This is a genomic window from Pseudomonas sp. TE21394 (genome assembly GCF_054057835.1).
Genome location: NZ_JBSRZR010000001.1, coordinates 2,084,040 through 2,099,015, shown reverse-complemented (window position 1 = coordinate 2,099,015; position 14,976 = coordinate 2,084,040). Strand labels below are relative to the sequence as shown.

The window sequence follows — 14,976 nt, the reverse complement described above, 5'->3', positions numbered from 1 at the left end:
GCTAGGACCCGCTCCAACAGGGAACGCACAATGCCTGAATCCTGTGCAGTTCCTGCGGGAGCGTAACTAGCCGCGAGGAGGCCCTTGCAGGCCCCTGAAGGATAAAGCCTGGCGCTTAGTTCCAGCCAGCCCGGTCCATCAAGCGAATCGCTTCAGCCTGGCGCTTGCCGGCGATTTCCACCGGAATGCTGTCGGCCTTGAAACTCCCCCACGCTGCCACTTCGTCCGATGGCTTGACCTTCGGGTTGGCCGGGAACTCCTGGTTGATGTCGGCAAACAGCTTTTGCGCCTCTTCACCGGTCATCCATTCCACCAGCTTCTTCGCCGCCTCCGGGTGTGGCGCATGCCTGGTCAGGCCGATGCCGGAGAGGTTCACGTGCACGCCACGGTCCCCCTGGTTGGGCCAGAAGATCTTCACCGGCAGTTCCGGGTTCTGCTTGTGCAGCCGACCGTAGTAATAGGTGTTTACCACGCCCACGTCGCACTGGCCGGCCTCGATGGCCTGGATGACTGCGTTGTCATCGGAGAACACGTCGGTGGACAGGTTGTTGACCCAGCCTTTGACGATCTGCTCGGTCTTCGCCTCGCCGTGGGTCTCGATCAGGGTGGCAGTCAGCGACTGGTTGTACACCTTCTTCGCCGTACGCAGGCACAGGCGGCCTTCCCACTGCTTGTCGGCCAGCGCTTCATAGGTGCTCAACTCCTCCGGCTTGACCCGCTCGGTGGAATAGATGATGGTGCGCGCGCGCAGGCTCAGGCCGGTCCAGTCATGCGACGACGCGCGGTACTGCGGCGGGATGTTCTGGTCGATGGTCTCGGACTTGATCGGCTGCAGGATGCCCATCTGCTCGGCCTGCCACAGGTTGCCGGCATCGACGGTCAGCAGCAGGTCGGCCACGCCGTTGTCACCCTCGGCTTTGATGCGTTGCATCAGCGGGGCTTCCTTGTCGGTGATGAACTTGATCTTCACCCCGGTCTTGGCGGTATAGGCATCGAACACCGGCTTGATCAGCTCGTCGATACGCGAGGAGTACACCACCACTTCTTCCGCCGCCTGGGCAGTGCCGCCCAACAATGTCAGGGCCAGGGCGGCCAGTAGGGGCTTGCGTGGCAACATGGAAAGCGCTCCTCGGATCGTGTGAGAGGCGCAAATGGTAGTGAATCCCATTTTCCGGCTCATCTACCTAGCCGTTACTGGATGTTGCAAAGCGGCCCCGACAATCTCAAGCCTTGGCCAATTCCGGCAGATCACCACTCAAGCCCAACGCCTGGCGCACGAACAGCGCCTTGGCCTCCGGCATCTGTTGCACCAGCTTCAGGCCAGTGTTACGCAACCAGCGCAACGGCAGCGGATTGGCCTGGAACAACCGCTCGAACCCTTCCATCGCTGCCATCAGCGCCAGGTTGTGCGGCATGCGTCGGCGCTCGTAACGGCTGAGCACCTTCACATCCGCCAGCCGCTCGCCACGCTCGCAGGCACTGACCAGCACCTCGGCCAGCACGGCAGCCATCGAGAAAGCCCAGGTTGACACCCTGCCCAGCCAACGGGTGAATGGTATGCGCAGCATCGCCGATCAAGGCCAGGCCTTCATCCACATAGCGCTTGGCATGGCGCTGGCGCAGTGGCACGCACACCCGCGGGTCGGCCTGCAGCACATCCCCCAGGCGCCCCTCGAACGCCTGCTGCAGGGCCTTCACGAAGGCCACTTCATCCAATGCCATCAACTGCTCGGCATGCTCCGGCGTAGTCGACCAGACGATCGAGCACCAGTCCTGCTGGCCATCGCGGGTCAACGGCAGGAACGCCAACGGCCCTTCATCGGTGAACCGCTGCCAGGCCGTGGCCTGGTGCCCGGCGCTGCAGCGCACGCTGGTGACGATGGCCTGGTGCAGGTAATCCCACTCGCGGGTTTCGCAGCCAGCCAGGCGCCGCACTGCCGAGTTGGCGCCGTCGGCCGCAATCACCAGCGGCGCGCGCAGCCGGCGGCCATCGGCCAGGCTCAGCAGCCATTCATCGCCCGAGCGGCGCAGCTGTTCGAGCCGCGCGTTGGGCAGCAGACCGATGTCGCTGTCATGCAGGCGCTCCAGCAGGCCATCCTGCACCACCCGATTCTCGACGATATGGCCAAGTACCTGGGCATGCACGCTGGCGGCCGAGAAGTGAATCTGGCCGGTACCGCTGCCATCCCATACATGCATGTCCGAGTACGGCGTGACACGCCGCCGGGCAATGCCATCCCAGGCACCCAGGCGCTCGAGGATGCGCTGGCTGGCCGCCGACAGCGCGCTGACACGCGGTTCGAACGGGGCCTGGGCATCGAACGGCTTGACCGCCAGCGGGCCACCGTCGAGCAAGAGGACTTGCAGGCCGCTGTGGCGTAACGCCAGAGCCAGGGCGCTGCCGACCATACCGGCACCGACAATCAACAAATCTGCGCGCATTTCCATGCCTTACGCCAGCCTCGCTTGCGGCTTGAGCCGCACATATAGGGTTTTATCGACCCGCGCCACCAGCTCGCCGGCGCCGTCGCGAATATCGACCTGCAGCCGCGGCAGGCACTTCTTGCCGGTGGCGGTCTGCTGACGGATCTCGTCCAGCAACGCGTCATCGACGTGGAGCTCGGCATACACCGGGCCTTTGCCCGGTGAAATGAAATCGATGCTGGCGGCCTTGTCCCAGACGATGTAGTCGCGTCCCAGCTGCTCGATCAGCAACAACATGTAGAACGGGTCGACCATGCCGTACAGGCTGCCGCCGCACTGGGTACCGACGTAGTTGCGGTTCCAGCGGGTCAGCTTCATCGCCACCTTGACGCTACGCAGGTCTGCGCTGATGTGCTGCACGCGGATACCGGCACCGAGGTGCGGCGGGAACAGGTTCAGGCGCCAGCGCAACAGGCGCGCGCGGCGCGCCAGCCGGCGCGCATCACCGGTCATGGCTGCCCCCGCGAATCGGGGCGGGTACCCAGGCCCATGGCCTGGCGGGCAAACCAGCTTTTCGCCGGCGGCAGCAGGTCGAGCCCGAGCAGCCCGAAGTTTCGTCCGGCAGCCAGCAACGGCTGGCTGCTGCCAAACAGGCGGGTAACCTGATCGGAAAAACCGATGGTCAGGGCCTGGTCCAGGCGCTGGCGCTGCTGATAAGCCAGCAAGGTGGTCAGGTCGCCAGGCCGCTGCGGGCCGGCCAGCAGTGCCTCGGCCAGCGCCTGCACGTCACGCAGCGACAGGTTGAAGCCCTGCCCGGCGATGGGGTGCAGGCTGTGCGCGGCGTTGCCCAGCACCACCAGATGCGGCCGCACCTGCTCCTCGGACTCGATCAGCGACAGCGGATAGAGGTACCGCGCGCCGACCTGGCGCAGCGCGCCCAGGCGGTAGCCGAACACTGCCTGCAACTCGCGCAGGAAATGGCGCTCGTCGATATCGGCCAGGCGCCGCGCATCCATGCCCTGGCGGGTCCAGACCAGGGCGCAACGGTTTTCCGGCATCGGCAGCAAGGCCATGGGGCCGTCTTCGGTGAAACGCTCGAAGGCCTGGCCGCCGTGGGCCTCGCCGGGGGTGATATTGGCGATCAACGCGCTTTGTTGATAAGGCGTGTGGCGCACATGGATGCCCAGCTGTTCACGCAGGCCGGAGCGACCGCCGTCGGCGAGCACCGCCAGGTCGCATTCCAGCGTGGTGTCGTCGTTCAGCATCAACCGGTAGCCACCTTCGATTGCCTGCATCGAGGTCACTTCCGCCGGGCAGCGCCAGCTCACCACTTCGCTGTCCAGCCCTTGCCACAGGCATTGGCCCAGCCAGGCGTTCTCCACCACGTAGCCCAGCGCCGGCACGCCTTCTTCCTGGGCATCCAGGCGAGTAGCGCCGAAGCGGCCACGGTCGGAAACATGGATCTGCCGGATTGGCTCGGCGCGGCGCTCGATCACCTGCCACAAGCCCAACTGCTGGTAGATCTGCCGGGTGCCGAACGACAGCGCCGACGAGCGCGCATCGTAGCTGGGCTGAAAACTGTCGCCGGGGGCGAACGGCTCGATCAGCAGGATATTCCAGCCGCGCGCCTTGGCCCCGGCCTGCAGGGCCAGCGCCAGGCTTGCCCCGACCAGGCCGCCACCGATGATCGCCAGGTTCACCCGGTTCATGCGACGTCCTTGCGCGCAGCCTGCATCAGCGCCTCGATCTCGGCGACCGTGCGCGGCACACCCGAAGTCAGGATTTCACAGCCTTGCCTGGTCACTACCACATCGTCCTCGATTCTTACACCGATGCCGCGCCACTTCTTCGCCACGGCCTGATTGTCGGCACCGATGTAGATGCCCGGCTCGACGGTCAGCGCCATGCCGGGTTCAAGCACCCGCCATTCGCCGCCGACCTTGTACTCGCCCACGTCGTGCACATCCATGCCCAGCCAGTGCCCGGCGCGGTGCATGTAGAAGGCGCGGTAAGCCTCACTGTCGATCAGCTCCTGCACTTTGCCTTCGAGCAGGCCCAGTTCCACCAGGCCCTCGGTGATGACCCGCACGGTCGCCTCGTGGGCGTGGTTCCAGTGCTTGCCCGGGGCGATCTCGGCAAACGCCGCGGCCTGGGCCTTGAGCACCAGCTCGTAGATGGCCTTCTGCTCGGGCGAAAAACGCCCGCTGACCGGGAAGGTACGGGTGATGTCGCTGGCGTAGCAGTCGATCTCGCAGCCGGCGTCGATCAGCACCAGGTCGCCATCCTTGAGCGGGGCGTCGTTCTGCTGATAATGCAGGATGCAGGCATTGCGCCCGGCCGCGACGATCGAGCCGTAGGCCGGCATCTTCGCCCCGCCCTTGCGGAACTCGTAATCCAGTTCGGCTTCCAGGCTGTATTCATGCAGCCCGGCTCGACAGGCCTGCATGGCCCGCACGTGGGCGCGTGCCGAGATGTCTGCGGCAGCGCGCATCACCTTCACTTCCGCCGCTGATTTATACAGACGCATGTCGTGCAGCAGATGATCCAGCGCAACGAACTCGTTCGGCGGCTGGGCGCCCAGGCGTGCCTTGGAGCGGATCACGTTGATCCAGTCCATCAGCCGGCGGTCGAATTCAGGGTTGCTGCCCATGGCGCTGTAGACCCGCTCACGGCCTTCGATCAGGCCCGGCAGGATCTCGTCGATGTCGGTGATGGGGAAAGCGTCGTCGGCGCCGAAGTCGCGCACCGCGCCCTCCTGGCCGGCGCGCAGGCCATCCCACAGTTCGCGTTCGGGGTTGCGTTCACGGCAGAACAGCACGTATTCGCCATGCTCGCGCCCCGGAATCAGCGCAATCACCGCCTCCGGCTCGGGGAAGCCGCTGAGGTACTGGAAGTCGCTGTCCTGGCGGTACACGTGCTCGACGTCGCGGTTACGGATGGCAACCGCGGCGGCGGGCAGGATGGCGATGCTGTTGGGGACCATCTGCGCCATCAGCGCCTTGCGCCGACGGGCATATTCGGCCTTGGGAATGTGGCTCATGGGCAGACTACCCCGGTTGATCAGTGCAACGATGGCTTGGGCGCGGGAGCGGCCGGCTTGGCCAGCTCGGAGAACAGCAGCAACGGCGCCACACGCAGGTACTCCATGACCTCCATGTAGTCGCTCTCGCCGTCTTCGGACTCTTCGAGGGCTTCCTGGACCTGGGAGATGGCCACCAGGTCCTGCAGCACTTCCTTGGCCTCGCTGGACAGGTCCTTGCCACCGGCATTCAGACCGAACCCGGTAATGAAGCCCTGGCACCACTGGCCCAGCGCGGTGGCGCGGTCGCCCAGGGCGGCGTCGTCGGAAGGCAGCAGCAGGACGATCGCCATGTCGTCGCTGGTCAGCTCGCCCTTGACCATTTCCTGCAGGCCGACCAGCGCGTTGCGCACAGTGTCGCCAGGCTCCGTTTCCAGCAGCTGGGCGGCATCGGCCAGCCAGCCTTCGGCGTCGAAGCCGGCACCGGCGCAACTGCGGCCGATCAGCAGGCCGTGCAGTTCGGCCGGGGTGACAGGATGGCCATTGCTGGACAGCAGCATGGCGAAGGCAACGTAAGGCGATTGGGTATTGGGCATGGGCAGCTAGGCGCCAGACGGCGCAATGACTAGAATGGAGACCTTGTATCCTAGCACCGGCAGGCGCGCCAAGACCATCGGCACTGGCCGTCGCCGCCCGGGCAGAGGCATCACATCGCCACGGTGACTCAACGACGGAGCGAATCGAGTGCAACCCACGCAAGAGAACGACCTGCAGGCACTGATGAGCCGATTCGAGTTGCTGATCCAACGCGTCGAGCAACTAAAACGGCAAAATGCACTCCTAGTAGCTCAGGAAAAATCCTGGCGCGAAGAGCGCGCCCACCTCATCGAAAAGAACGAGATCGCCAGGCGCAAGGTCGAGTCGATGATTTTACGCCTCAAGGCTCTGGAGCAAGACTCATGAGTTCAAGCAATAGCGTCACCGTGCAGATCCTCGACAAGGAATACTCGATCATCTGCCCGCCGGAAGAGCGCAACAACCTGGTCAGCGCGGCGCGCTACCTGGACGGCAAGATGCGCGAGATCCGCAGCAGCGGCAAGGTGATCGGCGCCGACCGCATCGCGGTCATGGCTGCGTTGAACATCACCCACGAAATGCTGCACCGCCAGGACGAGCGCAACGATGCGCCGGCTGGCGGCACCACCCGCGAACAGGTGCGCGACCTGCTGGAGCGGGTCGACCAGGCGCTGTCCGACGATGCGGATACCAAAATCGGCTGAGGTTGGTATACTGGCGCCACTCCCTGGGGGATGCGCCAGTCGGTTATGTCCCTGAGCCGATACGCACAACCACGGGGGTTGCACGCTGGGGCCGGTGTGCATGTCCGCCCGACGGAAAGCCTTAACGCCCCCTGCAATCTCCACCTTGAACTTTCGGGTTCAAGGGCTACACCGATAGCGGTCTTGTCGGGGAGCCTGAATTCTCTTGCCCGCCTCTACCGGCGGGCAATTCGTTTTGGCCGGCCATGCCGGCCAACGCACTTGGGACCGCTCGTGCCATGACCGACACCGCGCCGCTCACCCGCCCCCAGCTTCGTCGCCTGCTGCGCAATGCCCGCCGCGCCCTGACCCCGGCCCAGCAACGCCAGGCCGCTGTCGGCCTGTATCGCCAGCTGGCGCAACACCCGCTGTTCCGCCGGGCCCGGCACATTGCCCTGTACCTGCCCAATGACGGCGAGATCGACCCTGCCCTGCTGCTGCGCGAGGCCCTGCGCCGTGGCAAGCGCGTCTACCTGCCGGTACTCCACGCCTGGCCACGCACACGGATGGTATTCCAGCGCTTCGAACAGGGTGAAAAACTCCTGCCCAACCGCTTTCGCATTCCCGAGCCTGTCACCGAGCGCAAGCGCCAACGCCCGATCTGGGCGCTGGACCTGATTCTGCTACCGCTGGTCGGTTTCGATGAAGTGGGTGGGCGCCTGGGAATGGGCGGCGGCTTCTATGATCGCAGCCTGGCCTACCAGGCGCGTCGCCAGACCTGGAAAAAGCCATTGCTGCTAGGGCTGGCGCATGAATGCCAGAAGGTCGAGCGGCTGGCCCAGGCCAGCTGGGATGTTCCACTGCAGGGCACCGTCTCGGACCGTGGCTGGTACCTGGCGCCACGCTGAAGGGTGCCAGCGAGGGGTATCAACGTGGTGGCTGGCTGGCGTCGACCGGCATCTGGTAGGCGTTGTCCAGCTTGCGCTCCCAGAACCCTTGCGCATAACCGGTAGTGACCACGCCCAGGCCGAAAATGAACACCAGGACCCACAGCAAGTCTGGCTTGTTGCGTTGATTCATCGAAGATTGCCCCCCCGGCAAACTGTTCAGTACTCGGCGATTTTCTGGGTACCGCCGGAGCATCGCGCTTTTATCGGGGCGCATTTTCCGACAACCTGCGTCTACACGCAAACCTTGACGTCAACCGGCTGTCGGTTTCGTGCAACAGGTTATTTCAAACTTTTTCAGGAGCACTTTCATGGCCTACTGGCTGATGAAGTCCGAGCCCGACGAGCTCTCCATCGAAGCCCTTGGCCGCCTCGGCGAAGCGCGCTGGGACGGCGTGCGCAACTACCAGGCACGTAACTTTCTGCGCGCGATGAGCGTTGGCGACGAATTTTTCTTCTACCACTCCAGCTGCCCGCAACCGGGCATTGCCGGCATTGCCAGAATCACCCGCGCGGCCTATCCGGACCCGACCGCACTGGACCCGCAAAGTCCTTATTACGACGCCAAGGCCACGCCGGAAAAGAACCCGTGGAGTGCAGTGGATGTGGCCCATGTGCAGTCGCTGCCACGGGTGCTGGAACTGGGCTGGCTGAAACAGCAGGCCGGCCTGGCCGACTTGCCGCTGGTACAGAAGGGCAGCCGTCTGTCGGTGATGCCGGTGACTGCGGAGCAATGGGCGGTGATTGTCGCGTTGCGTTGAAACTGCGGCTAAGGTCATAAACCAAACGGGCCGCCCTGCGGCCCAGTCATGGACTTGACCGATATCAACACACCAATTATGGCCGCAGACCATGATGGAGTGTGCATGACCGCAAGGATGCAGAACGATGAACCGATACGCTCCCAGAATCTTCGCCATCGCGCTGCTGGCCCTGCTTGCGGCGGCCGCCGGGCTGGGGTACTGGAAGTCGCTGCACGACCAGTTGCCTGAAGGCCTGAGCATGGGCAACGGCCGCCTCGAAGCCACCGAAGTACAAATCGCCAGCAAAATCCCCGGCCGCCTGGCCGAAGTGCTGGTCGATGAAGGCGACAAGGTTACCCGCGGGCAATTGCTTGCACGTATCGATACGCGCACCATGGAAGCCCAACGCAGCCAGGCCGAGGCCGAAGTGCTGCGCGCGCGCGAAAACTACGCCGCCGCCCAGGCCAGCGTGCAGTTGCGCCAGAGCGAACTGCTGCTGGCCAGCCAGGAACTCAAGCGTGTGCGCGAGATTTTCCAGCGCAAATATGCCAGCCAGCAGTTGCTCGACCAGCAACAGGCGCGCTTCGACACGGCAAACGCAGCGGTAGTCGCCGCTCGCGCGCAACTGGCCGCCATCAAGGCTGCCATCGGTGCTGCCGAGGCGCAGGTGGCGCAGCTCAGCAGCGAGATCGACGACAGCAGCCTGCGTGCGCCCATCGACGGCATCATCCAACTGCGCCTGGCCGAACCCGGTGAAGTACTGGGTGCCGGCGGTCGCGTATTGATGCTGATCGACCCCAGCGACCAGTACATGAACCTGTACCTGCCGGCCTCTACCAGCGGTCGCCTGACAGTCGGCGATCAGGCACGCATCGTGCTCGACGCCCTGCCCGAGCAGGCGCTGCCGGCGAAGGTAGCCTTCGTCGCCGCCAAGGCCCAGTTCACCCCCAAACAGGTAGAAACCCGCGACGAACGGCAGAAGCTGATGTTCCGGGTGAAACTGCGCCTGAGTGACCCGGGCGCCGTGCCGCAGGCCAAACCGGGCATGCCAGGCGCCGGCTATGTACGCACGGCTGAGGTCGACTGGCCGGCCAGCCTGCAATGAACACCCCGGCACTGCTGGCTGAAGGCATCAGCCATTGCTATGGCGACCTGGTTGCCCTGCAAACCGTCGGCTTCAGCCTGCCAGCCGGCACCCGCTGCGCGCTGATCGGCCCGGACGGAGCTGGCAAGTCGACGCTGCTGGGCCTGATCGCCGGGGTCAAGCGCCTGCAAAAGGGTGAACTGCAGGTGTTGGGTGGTTCAATCCGCCAGCGACACCACCGCGCGGCGCTGTACCCTAAAGTGGCGTTCATGCCGCAAGGGCTGGGCAACAACCTCTATCCAGAACTGTCGATCAGCGAGAACATCCGCTTTTTTGCCACCCTTTTCGGCCTGGGCCGCCGTGAATGCGAGCAGCGCATGGCCAAACTGCTACAGGCTACCGACCTGCAGCGCTTCGCCGAGCGCCCGGCGGGCAAGTTGTCAGGCGGCATGAAACAGAAACTGGGCCTGTGTTGCGCGTTGATCCACGAGCCGGACCTGCTGATCCTCGATGAGCCGACCACCGGCGTCGACCCGCTGTCACGGCGGCGCTTCTGGGAGCTGGTCGAACAGGTTCGCGCACAACGCCCGCAGCTCACCCTGTTGGTGGCCACCGCCTACATGGAGGAAGCCGAACAGTTCGAACATTGCCTGATGCTCGATGGCGGCCGCTTGCTGGCCGCCGGGCCTAGCCACGAACTGGCTGCGGCCACCCCCAGCGGCAAGCTGGATGACGCCTTCACCCATTACCAGGGCACGGGCAAGGCGCAACACCCGCCGTTGAGGATCCCGCCACGTCCGGCGTCTGACGGCCCGGTGGCGATCGAGGCCCATGACCTGACCTTGCGTTTTGGCGACTTCACGGCGGTGAACAAGGTGAGTTTCGCCATTGGCCGCGGGGAAATCTTCGGCTTTCTAGGCTCCAACGGCTGCGGCAAGACCACCACCATGAAAGTGCTCACCGGGCTGATGCCGGCCAGTGAAGGCAGCGCCAGCCTGCTTGGCCGCCCGGTGGATGCCAGCGACCTGGCCACACGCAAGCGGGTCGGTTTCATGTCGCAGAGTTTTTCGCTGTATGGTGAACTCAGCACCCGGCAGAACCTGACCCTGCACGCGCGCCTGTTCGACCTGCCCAAGGCAGAAAGCGCCCAACGCATCGATGAGCTGATCGAGCGCTTCGACCTCGGCTCCATTGCCGACCAGCCGTCCGGCGCCCTGCCCCTCGGCCTGCGCCAGCGCCTGTCGCTGGCGGTCGCGGTATTGCACCGTCCGGAAGTGCTGATCCTCGACGAACCCACCTCCGGTGTCGACCCGGCCGCCCGCGACGACTTCTGGCGTCTGCTGGTGGAACTGTCGCGCGGGCAGGGCGTAACCATTTTCCTGTCCACCCACTTCATGAACGAAGCCCAGCGCTGCGACCGCATCTCACTGATGCATGCCGGTCGGGTACTGGCTTGCGACACACCCGATGCCCTGCAACGCCAGTACCAGGGCGACACCTTGGAAGACGCGTTCGTACGCTGCCTGGAACAGGCCCAGGAGCTGGCCCCGCAAGCCACCGACATCAGCGTGCTGGAGCAGGCTGCCACGCCAGTACCAGCGTTACGCCAGCGCTTCAGTCTGCGGCGCCTGCTGGCCGTGGCCAGCCGCGAGGGCAAGGAATTGCTGCGCGACAAGGTGCGCCTGGCATTTGCCCTGCTGGGCGCGATGTTCATGATGGTGATCTTTGGCTACGGCATTTCGCTGGATGTGGAAAACCTCGCCTTCGCCGTATACGACCAGGACCAGAGCCCGCAAAGCCGCGCCTACCTCGAAGCCTTCCGTGGCTCTCGCTATTTCGCCGAGCAACCGCTCATCAGCGACGCCCGCGACATGCACCAGCGCCTGCAGCGCTCGGAAATCAAGCTGGCGCTGGAAATTCCGCCCGGCTTTGGCCGCGACCTGTATGCCGGTCGCCAACCGGTGGTGGCCGCCTGGCTCGACGGCGGCATGCCGTTCCGTGCCGAAACCAGCCGCAACTACGTGGAAGCCGTGCACCAGGCCAACCTCGAACAACTGGCGAAGGCCAGCAGACAGCCACAGCCACGCCAGGACCTGGTGCGCCTGGAAACACGTTTTCGCTACAACCAGGACGTGGTCAGCGTGAATGCCATCGGCCCGGGTGTGATGGCACTGATCCTGGCCTTCATCCCGGCCATGCTTACGGCGCTGGGCATCGTCCGCGAGAAGGAGCTTGGCGCCATCACCAACTTCTACGCCACACCGCTCACCCGCCTGGAGTTCCTGCTCGGCAAACAGATGCCCTACCTGGCCGTGAGCCTGGTCAACCTGGCGCTGCTGGTGGCGATGAACCGCTGGCTGTTCGCCGTACCGCTCAAGGGCAGCGTGCTGGCCCTGGCCTGTGGCGGCGTGGCATACCTGCTGGCAACCACCAGCCTGGGCCTGCTGATATCGGCCTTCACTCGCACCCAGATCGCCGCCATCCTTGGCACCATGATCATCACCAGCCTGCCGACCATCCAGTTTTCCGGCCTGATCGTGCCACGCTCGTCGCTGGACGGTGCAGCGGCAGTAATGGGCCAGCTGTTCCCGGCGGGCTACTTTCTCGATATTGCGGTGGGCACCTTCACCAAGGCGCTGGGCCTGCGCGAACTGTGGCCGCAGTGCCTGATCCTGCTGGGCTTCTTCGCCGCATTCACCGGCCTCAGCCTGGCCATGCTGAAGAAGCAGGAAGCCTGACATGTCGCACCTCAGCCACACCCTGCGCCTGGGCCTCAAGGAACTGAGCAGCCTGCGCCATGACAGCGTATTGCTGCTGTTCCTGCTGTACGCCTTCAGCGTAGCCATCTACATGCCGGCAGCCGGTTCGGTGATCGGCGTGCACAATGCCAGCGTCGCGGTGGTCGACGAAGACCACAGCCTGCTATCCCGCAAGCTCAGCGAAGCCTTGCAACCACCCGAGTTCCAGCCTGCCGTGGCGCTGGCTCCGGAGCGCCTGGACCAGGCCATGGACAGCGGCCAGTACACCTTCGTCGTCAATGTGCCGGTGAACTTCCAGAGCGACCTGCTGGCCGGGCGCTCGCCGGAGCTGCAGATCAACGTCGATGCCACCGCCATGAGCCAGGCGTTCATGGGCGCCGGCTATATCAACCGCATCTTCGAACGCGAGTTGCTCGACTACGGCCAGCGGGCGGATATCCAGAGCCCGATAGCAATCAATGCCAAGGCCCTGTTCAATCCCAACCTGGAGGGTGGCTGGTTCCTGGCGGTGATCCAGATTGTCAACAACATCACCATCCTGGCGATCGTCCTCACAGGCACCGCACTACTGCGCGAGCGCGAACATGGCACCCTCGACCACCTGCTGGTGCTGCCGCTGACCGCCCTGGAAATCATGCTGGCGAAAATCGCCAGCAATGCGCTGGTGGTGGTGATCTGCACCTGGATTTCGCTGGTGGTGGTGGTCAAGGGGGCACTGGGTGTGCCGCTGGCCGGCTCGATGGGGTTGTTTCTGGCGGTGACCGCGCTGTACTTGTTCGCCAGCACAGCCTTGGGCATCTTCCTCGCCACCCTGGCGCGTTCGACACCGCAGTTCGGCCTGCTGGCGATCCCGGTGATCATTCCGATGCTATTGCTGTCTGGTGGCAGCACACCACTGGACAGCATGCCGCAATGGTTGCAATGGGTGATGCAGGGTTCGCCATCGACGCACTTCGTCAGCCTTGGCGCGGCGATCCTGTTCCGTGATGCCGGGTGGACAGTAGTGTGGCCGGACATCCTGGCACTGGCCGTGATTGGCCTGGTGTTCTTCGGCGTGGCCCTGGCACGGTTTCGCCGTAGCCTGGCGTCCTGAACAGGGCGCCAGGCCTATGCAGGCCCCCGTAGTCGCACGGGGACCAGGGCTCGCAGGTCACTGCACGATCAGGTTGTTGAACAGCAGGTCTTCGACGATCGGTTTGCCCTCTTCCGCTTCCATCACCTGTTGCACCTGCTTCAGCGCCTCCTGGCGCAGATGCTCCTTGGCCTCGACATTGCTCATGCTTTCCACCGACTGCTGGGTGAACAGCGCCACCAGCTGGTTGCGGATCAGCGGCTCGTGGTGCTTCACCGCCTTGGCGGCTTCGTCGCCGGTCACGCGCAGGGCCACATCGGCCTTGTACACGCGCAGCCGCGGGCTGCCGTCGAGGGCATAGTTGCCGACAAAGGGCGGGCTCAGGCTGATGTAGGCGACCTTGGGCGCCCCTTCCTTGGCTTCCTCGGCCATGGCCGCAGCCGGCAGCAGCAGCGCCAGCACCATCAAGATCCACGCTTTCACGAATTCGCTCCTCAATACAGTTGTCGCCAGCTTACCCAGCACACCGCGCAAACCCAAGCCCGGGCTTATGCCGCGCCATCAGGGCGGGCCATGCTCGTTGACCGGTCAGGCGGCCCTCCTACACTTATCGGCCACTACCCGCAAAGGAATAGCCCTGATGAAAGCTGTGTTGTGCAAAACCCTGGGCCCGGCGCGCAACCTGGTGCTGGAAGAGGTGGCCAGCCCGGTGCCGAAGAAGAACGAGATCCTGCTCGATGTGCAGGCTGCCGGGGTCAATTTTCCCGACACCCTGATCATCGAAGGCAAGTACCAGTTCCAGCCACCGTTGCCATTCTCCCCAGGCGGTGAGGCGGCAGGTGTGGTGGCCGCGGTCGGGGAAAAGGCCGGCGCCTTCCGGGTCGGCGACCGGGTCATGGCACTCACCGGCTGGGGGGCATTCGCTGAACAGGTGGCGGTGCCGTTCTACAACGTGATGCCGATGCCGCCAAGCATGGACTTCACCACTGCTGCCGCATTTGGCATGACCTACGGCACCTCCATGCATGCCCTGCGCCAGCGGGGCCAGTTGCAGGCGGGCGAAACCCTGCTGGTGCTGGGCGCGTCCGGCGGGGTTGGCCTGGCGGCGGTGGAAATTGGCAAAGCCATGGGCGCGCGAGTGATCGCGGCAGCCAGCAGTGCGGAAAAGCTGGCCGTGGCCAAGGCGGCCGGGGCCGATGAGCTGATCGATTACAGCCAGGCCAGCCTGCGTGACGAGATCAAGCGGCTGACCGGCGGCCAGGGCGTCGACGTGATCTATGACCCGGTGGGCGGTGGGCTGTTCGAGCAGGCGGTGCGCGGGCTGGCCTGGAATGGCCGGCTGTTGGTGGTGGGCTTTGCCAGCGGGACCATCCCGCAACTTGCAGCCAACCTGGTGCTGCTCAAGGGCGCAGCGGTGCTGGGGGTGTTCTGGGGGGCGTTTGCCCAACGCCAGCCACAGGACAACGCGGCCAACTTCCAGCAACTGTTTGCCTGGCATGCCGAAGGCAAGCTGAAGCCGCTGGTGTCGCAGACTTATCCACTGGCTGAGGCGGGTGCGGCCATTGAAAGGCTGGGGCAGCGGCAGGCTGTGGGTAAGTTGGTGGTGCTGGCGCGGTAAGGCTGCAGAACTTGATCCGCAGTTCCGGCCCTTCGCGGGCATGCCCGCGAA

The 14,976-nt window shown here is 64.7% G+C and carries 15 protein-coding genes, 1 other RNA gene and 1 pseudogene; 9 read left to right on the top strand and 8 right to left on the bottom strand.

Features of this window, described 5'->3' with window-relative positions; all coding sequences use genetic code 11:
* Window positions 1-115: 115 nt before the first annotated feature.
* The 6 genes and pseudogenes from ACVWZT_RS09740 to ACVWZT_RS09715 all read right to left on the bottom strand — a co-directional run bounded on the left by ACVWZT_RS09740 (window position 116) and on the right by ACVWZT_RS09715 (window position 6,039).
* A complete protein-coding gene (locus ACVWZT_RS09740) occupies window positions 116-1,117 on the bottom strand; it encodes an extracellular solute-binding protein (protein ID WP_296232546.1) in 1,002 nt (333 codons plus the stop codon).
* A 106-nt stretch (window positions 1,118-1,223) separates the two neighbouring features.
* A pseudogene (locus ACVWZT_RS09735) lies at window positions 1,224-2,442 on the bottom strand (2-octaprenyl-3-methyl-6-methoxy-1,4-benzoquinol hydroxylase).
* 9 nt (window positions 2,443-2,451) lie between these two features.
* Window positions 2,452-2,937 carry a DUF4442 domain-containing protein gene (locus ACVWZT_RS09730; protein ID WP_296232542.1) on the bottom strand — a complete coding sequence of 162 codons (486 nt, stop codon included), beginning with the start codon at window positions 2,935-2,937 and terminating at the stop codon, window positions 2,452-2,454.
* On the bottom strand, window positions 2,934-4,133 hold the full coding sequence (gene ubiH / locus ACVWZT_RS09725) for a 2-octaprenyl-6-methoxyphenyl hydroxylase (RefSeq protein WP_457469095.1): 1,200 nt from the start codon (window positions 4,131-4,133) through the stop codon (window positions 2,934-2,936). Before ubiH ends, ACVWZT_RS09730 begins: the two co-directional genes overlap by 4 nt.
* Window positions 4,130-5,464, bottom strand: coding sequence for a Xaa-Pro aminopeptidase (gene pepP / locus ACVWZT_RS09720; protein ID WP_457469094.1), 1,335 nt, complete (start codon window positions 5,462-5,464; stop codon window positions 4,130-4,132). The genes ubiH and pepP overlap by 4 nt, the downstream gene beginning before the upstream one ends.
* Window positions 5,465-5,484: 20 nt before the next feature.
* A complete protein-coding gene (locus tag ACVWZT_RS09715; RefSeq protein ID WP_225779697.1) occupies window positions 5,485-6,039 on the bottom strand; it encodes a YecA/YgfB family protein in 555 nt (184 codons plus the stop codon).
* 184 nt (window positions 6,040-6,223) lie between these two features.
* Between ACVWZT_RS09715 and ACVWZT_RS09710 the strand changes: the two genes are divergently transcribed.
* From ACVWZT_RS09710 to ACVWZT_RS09695, 4 genes are all read left to right on the top strand, one after another.
* The gene (locus ACVWZT_RS09710) at window positions 6,224-6,406 is read left to right on the top strand and encodes a TIGR02449 family protein (RefSeq protein WP_170034340.1); all 183 of its coding nucleotides are present in this window, start codon (window positions 6,224-6,226) and stop codon (window positions 6,404-6,406) included.
* Window positions 6,403-6,723 carry a cell division protein ZapA gene (locus ACVWZT_RS09705; protein ID WP_296232539.1) on the top strand — a complete coding sequence of 107 codons (321 nt, stop codon included), beginning with the start codon at window positions 6,403-6,405 and terminating at the stop codon, window positions 6,721-6,723. The genes ACVWZT_RS09710 and ACVWZT_RS09705 overlap by 4 nt, the downstream gene beginning before the upstream one ends.
* 17 nt (window positions 6,724-6,740) lie before the next feature.
* Window positions 6,741-6,920: non-coding RNA, 6S RNA (gene ssrS / locus ACVWZT_RS09700), on the top strand.
* An 81-nt stretch (window positions 6,921-7,001) separates the two neighbouring features.
* Window positions 7,002-7,610 carry a 5-formyltetrahydrofolate cyclo-ligase gene (locus ACVWZT_RS09695; RefSeq protein ID WP_296232537.1) on the top strand — a complete coding sequence of 203 codons (609 nt, stop codon included), beginning with the start codon at window positions 7,002-7,004 and terminating at the stop codon, window positions 7,608-7,610.
* Between the two features lie 19 nt (window positions 7,611-7,629).
* On the opposite strand, the gene ACVWZT_RS09690 is transcribed toward ACVWZT_RS09695, so the two are convergent.
* Window positions 7,630-7,782 (bottom strand): hypothetical protein, encoded by a 153-nt coding sequence (locus tag ACVWZT_RS09690; protein WP_457469090.1) that lies wholly within the window; start codon window positions 7,780-7,782, stop codon window positions 7,630-7,632.
* Between the two features lie 178 nt (window positions 7,783-7,960).
* Here ACVWZT_RS09690 and ACVWZT_RS09685 point away from each other — a divergent pair, with 178 nt between their 5' ends.
* From ACVWZT_RS09685 to ACVWZT_RS09670, 4 genes are all read left to right on the top strand, one after another.
* Window positions 7,961-8,410 carry an EVE domain-containing protein gene (locus ACVWZT_RS09685; RefSeq protein ID WP_457469089.1) on the top strand — a complete coding sequence of 150 codons (450 nt, stop codon included), beginning with the start codon at window positions 7,961-7,963 and terminating at the stop codon, window positions 8,408-8,410.
* Between the two features lie 127 nt (window positions 8,411-8,537).
* A complete protein-coding gene (locus ACVWZT_RS09680; protein ID WP_457469087.1) occupies window positions 8,538-9,497 on the top strand; it encodes an HlyD family secretion protein in 960 nt (319 codons plus the stop codon).
* Window positions 9,494-12,214 carry a ribosome-associated ATPase/putative transporter RbbA gene (gene rbbA, locus ACVWZT_RS09675; RefSeq protein ID WP_457469086.1) on the top strand — a complete coding sequence of 907 codons (2,721 nt, stop codon included), beginning with the start codon at window positions 9,494-9,496 and terminating at the stop codon, window positions 12,212-12,214. Before ACVWZT_RS09680 ends, rbbA begins: the two co-directional genes overlap by 4 nt.
* A gap of 1 nt (window position 12,215) precedes the next feature.
* Window positions 12,216-13,328 (top strand): ABC transporter permease, encoded by a 1,113-nt coding sequence (locus ACVWZT_RS09670; RefSeq protein ID WP_296232530.1) that lies wholly within the window; start codon window positions 12,216-12,218, stop codon window positions 13,326-13,328.
* A gap of 57 nt (window positions 13,329-13,385) precedes the next feature.
* Here ACVWZT_RS09670 and ACVWZT_RS09665 read toward each other — a convergent pair whose 3' ends face one another.
* A complete protein-coding gene (locus tag ACVWZT_RS09665; RefSeq protein ID WP_170033661.1) occupies window positions 13,386-13,790 on the bottom strand; it encodes a flagellar basal body-associated protein FliL in 405 nt (134 codons plus the stop codon).
* A 157-nt stretch (window positions 13,791-13,947) separates the two neighbouring features.
* Between ACVWZT_RS09665 and ACVWZT_RS09660 the strand changes: the two genes are divergently transcribed.
* Window positions 13,948-14,925 (top strand): NADPH:quinone oxidoreductase family protein, encoded by a 978-nt coding sequence (locus ACVWZT_RS09660; protein ID WP_457469085.1) that lies wholly within the window; start codon window positions 13,948-13,950, stop codon window positions 14,923-14,925.
* The last annotated feature ends 51 nt before the right edge of the window (window positions 14,926-14,976 follow it).

Excerpts from the sequence above, each read along its gene's own strand:
- ACVWZT_RS09740 (WP_296232546.1), bottom strand. The coding sequence starts at position 1,117 with ATGTTGCCACGCAAGCCCCTACTGGCCGCCCTGGCCCTGACATTGTTG.
- ACVWZT_RS09730 (WP_296232542.1), bottom strand. The coding sequence starts at position 2,937 with ATGACCGGTGATGCGCGCCGGCTGGCGCGCCGCGCGCGCCTGTTGCGC.
- ubiH (WP_457469095.1), bottom strand. The coding sequence starts at position 4,133 with ATGAACCGGGTGAACCTGGCGATCATCGGTGGCGGCCTGGTCGGGGCA.
- pepP (WP_457469094.1), bottom strand. The coding sequence starts at position 5,464 with ATGAGCCACATTCCCAAGGCCGAATATGCCCGTCGGCGCAAGGCGCTG.
- ACVWZT_RS09715 (WP_225779697.1), bottom strand. The coding sequence starts at position 6,039 with ATGCCCAATACCCAATCGCCTTACGTTGCCTTCGCCATGCTGCTGTCC.
- ACVWZT_RS09710 (WP_170034340.1), top strand. The coding sequence starts at position 6,224 with ATGAGCCGATTCGAGTTGCTGATCCAACGCGTCGAGCAACTAAAACGG.
- ACVWZT_RS09705 (WP_296232539.1), top strand. The coding sequence starts at position 6,403 with ATGAGTTCAAGCAATAGCGTCACCGTGCAGATCCTCGACAAGGAATAC.
- ACVWZT_RS09695 (WP_296232537.1), top strand. The coding sequence starts at position 7,002 with ATGACCGACACCGCGCCGCTCACCCGCCCCCAGCTTCGTCGCCTGCTG.
- ACVWZT_RS09690 (WP_457469090.1), bottom strand. The coding sequence starts at position 7,782 with ATGAATCAACGCAACAAGCCAGACTTGCTGTGGGTCCTGGTGTTCATT.
- ACVWZT_RS09685 (WP_457469089.1), top strand. The coding sequence starts at position 7,961 with ATGGCCTACTGGCTGATGAAGTCCGAGCCCGACGAGCTCTCCATCGAA.
- ACVWZT_RS09680 (WP_457469087.1), top strand. The coding sequence starts at position 8,538 with ATGAACCGATACGCTCCCAGAATCTTCGCCATCGCGCTGCTGGCCCTG.
- rbbA (WP_457469086.1), top strand. The coding sequence starts at position 9,494 with ATGAACACCCCGGCACTGCTGGCTGAAGGCATCAGCCATTGCTATGGC.
- ACVWZT_RS09670 (WP_296232530.1), top strand. The coding sequence starts at position 12,216 with ATGTCGCACCTCAGCCACACCCTGCGCCTGGGCCTCAAGGAACTGAGC.
- ACVWZT_RS09660 (WP_457469085.1), top strand. The coding sequence starts at position 13,948 with ATGAAAGCTGTGTTGTGCAAAACCCTGGGCCCGGCGCGCAACCTGGTG.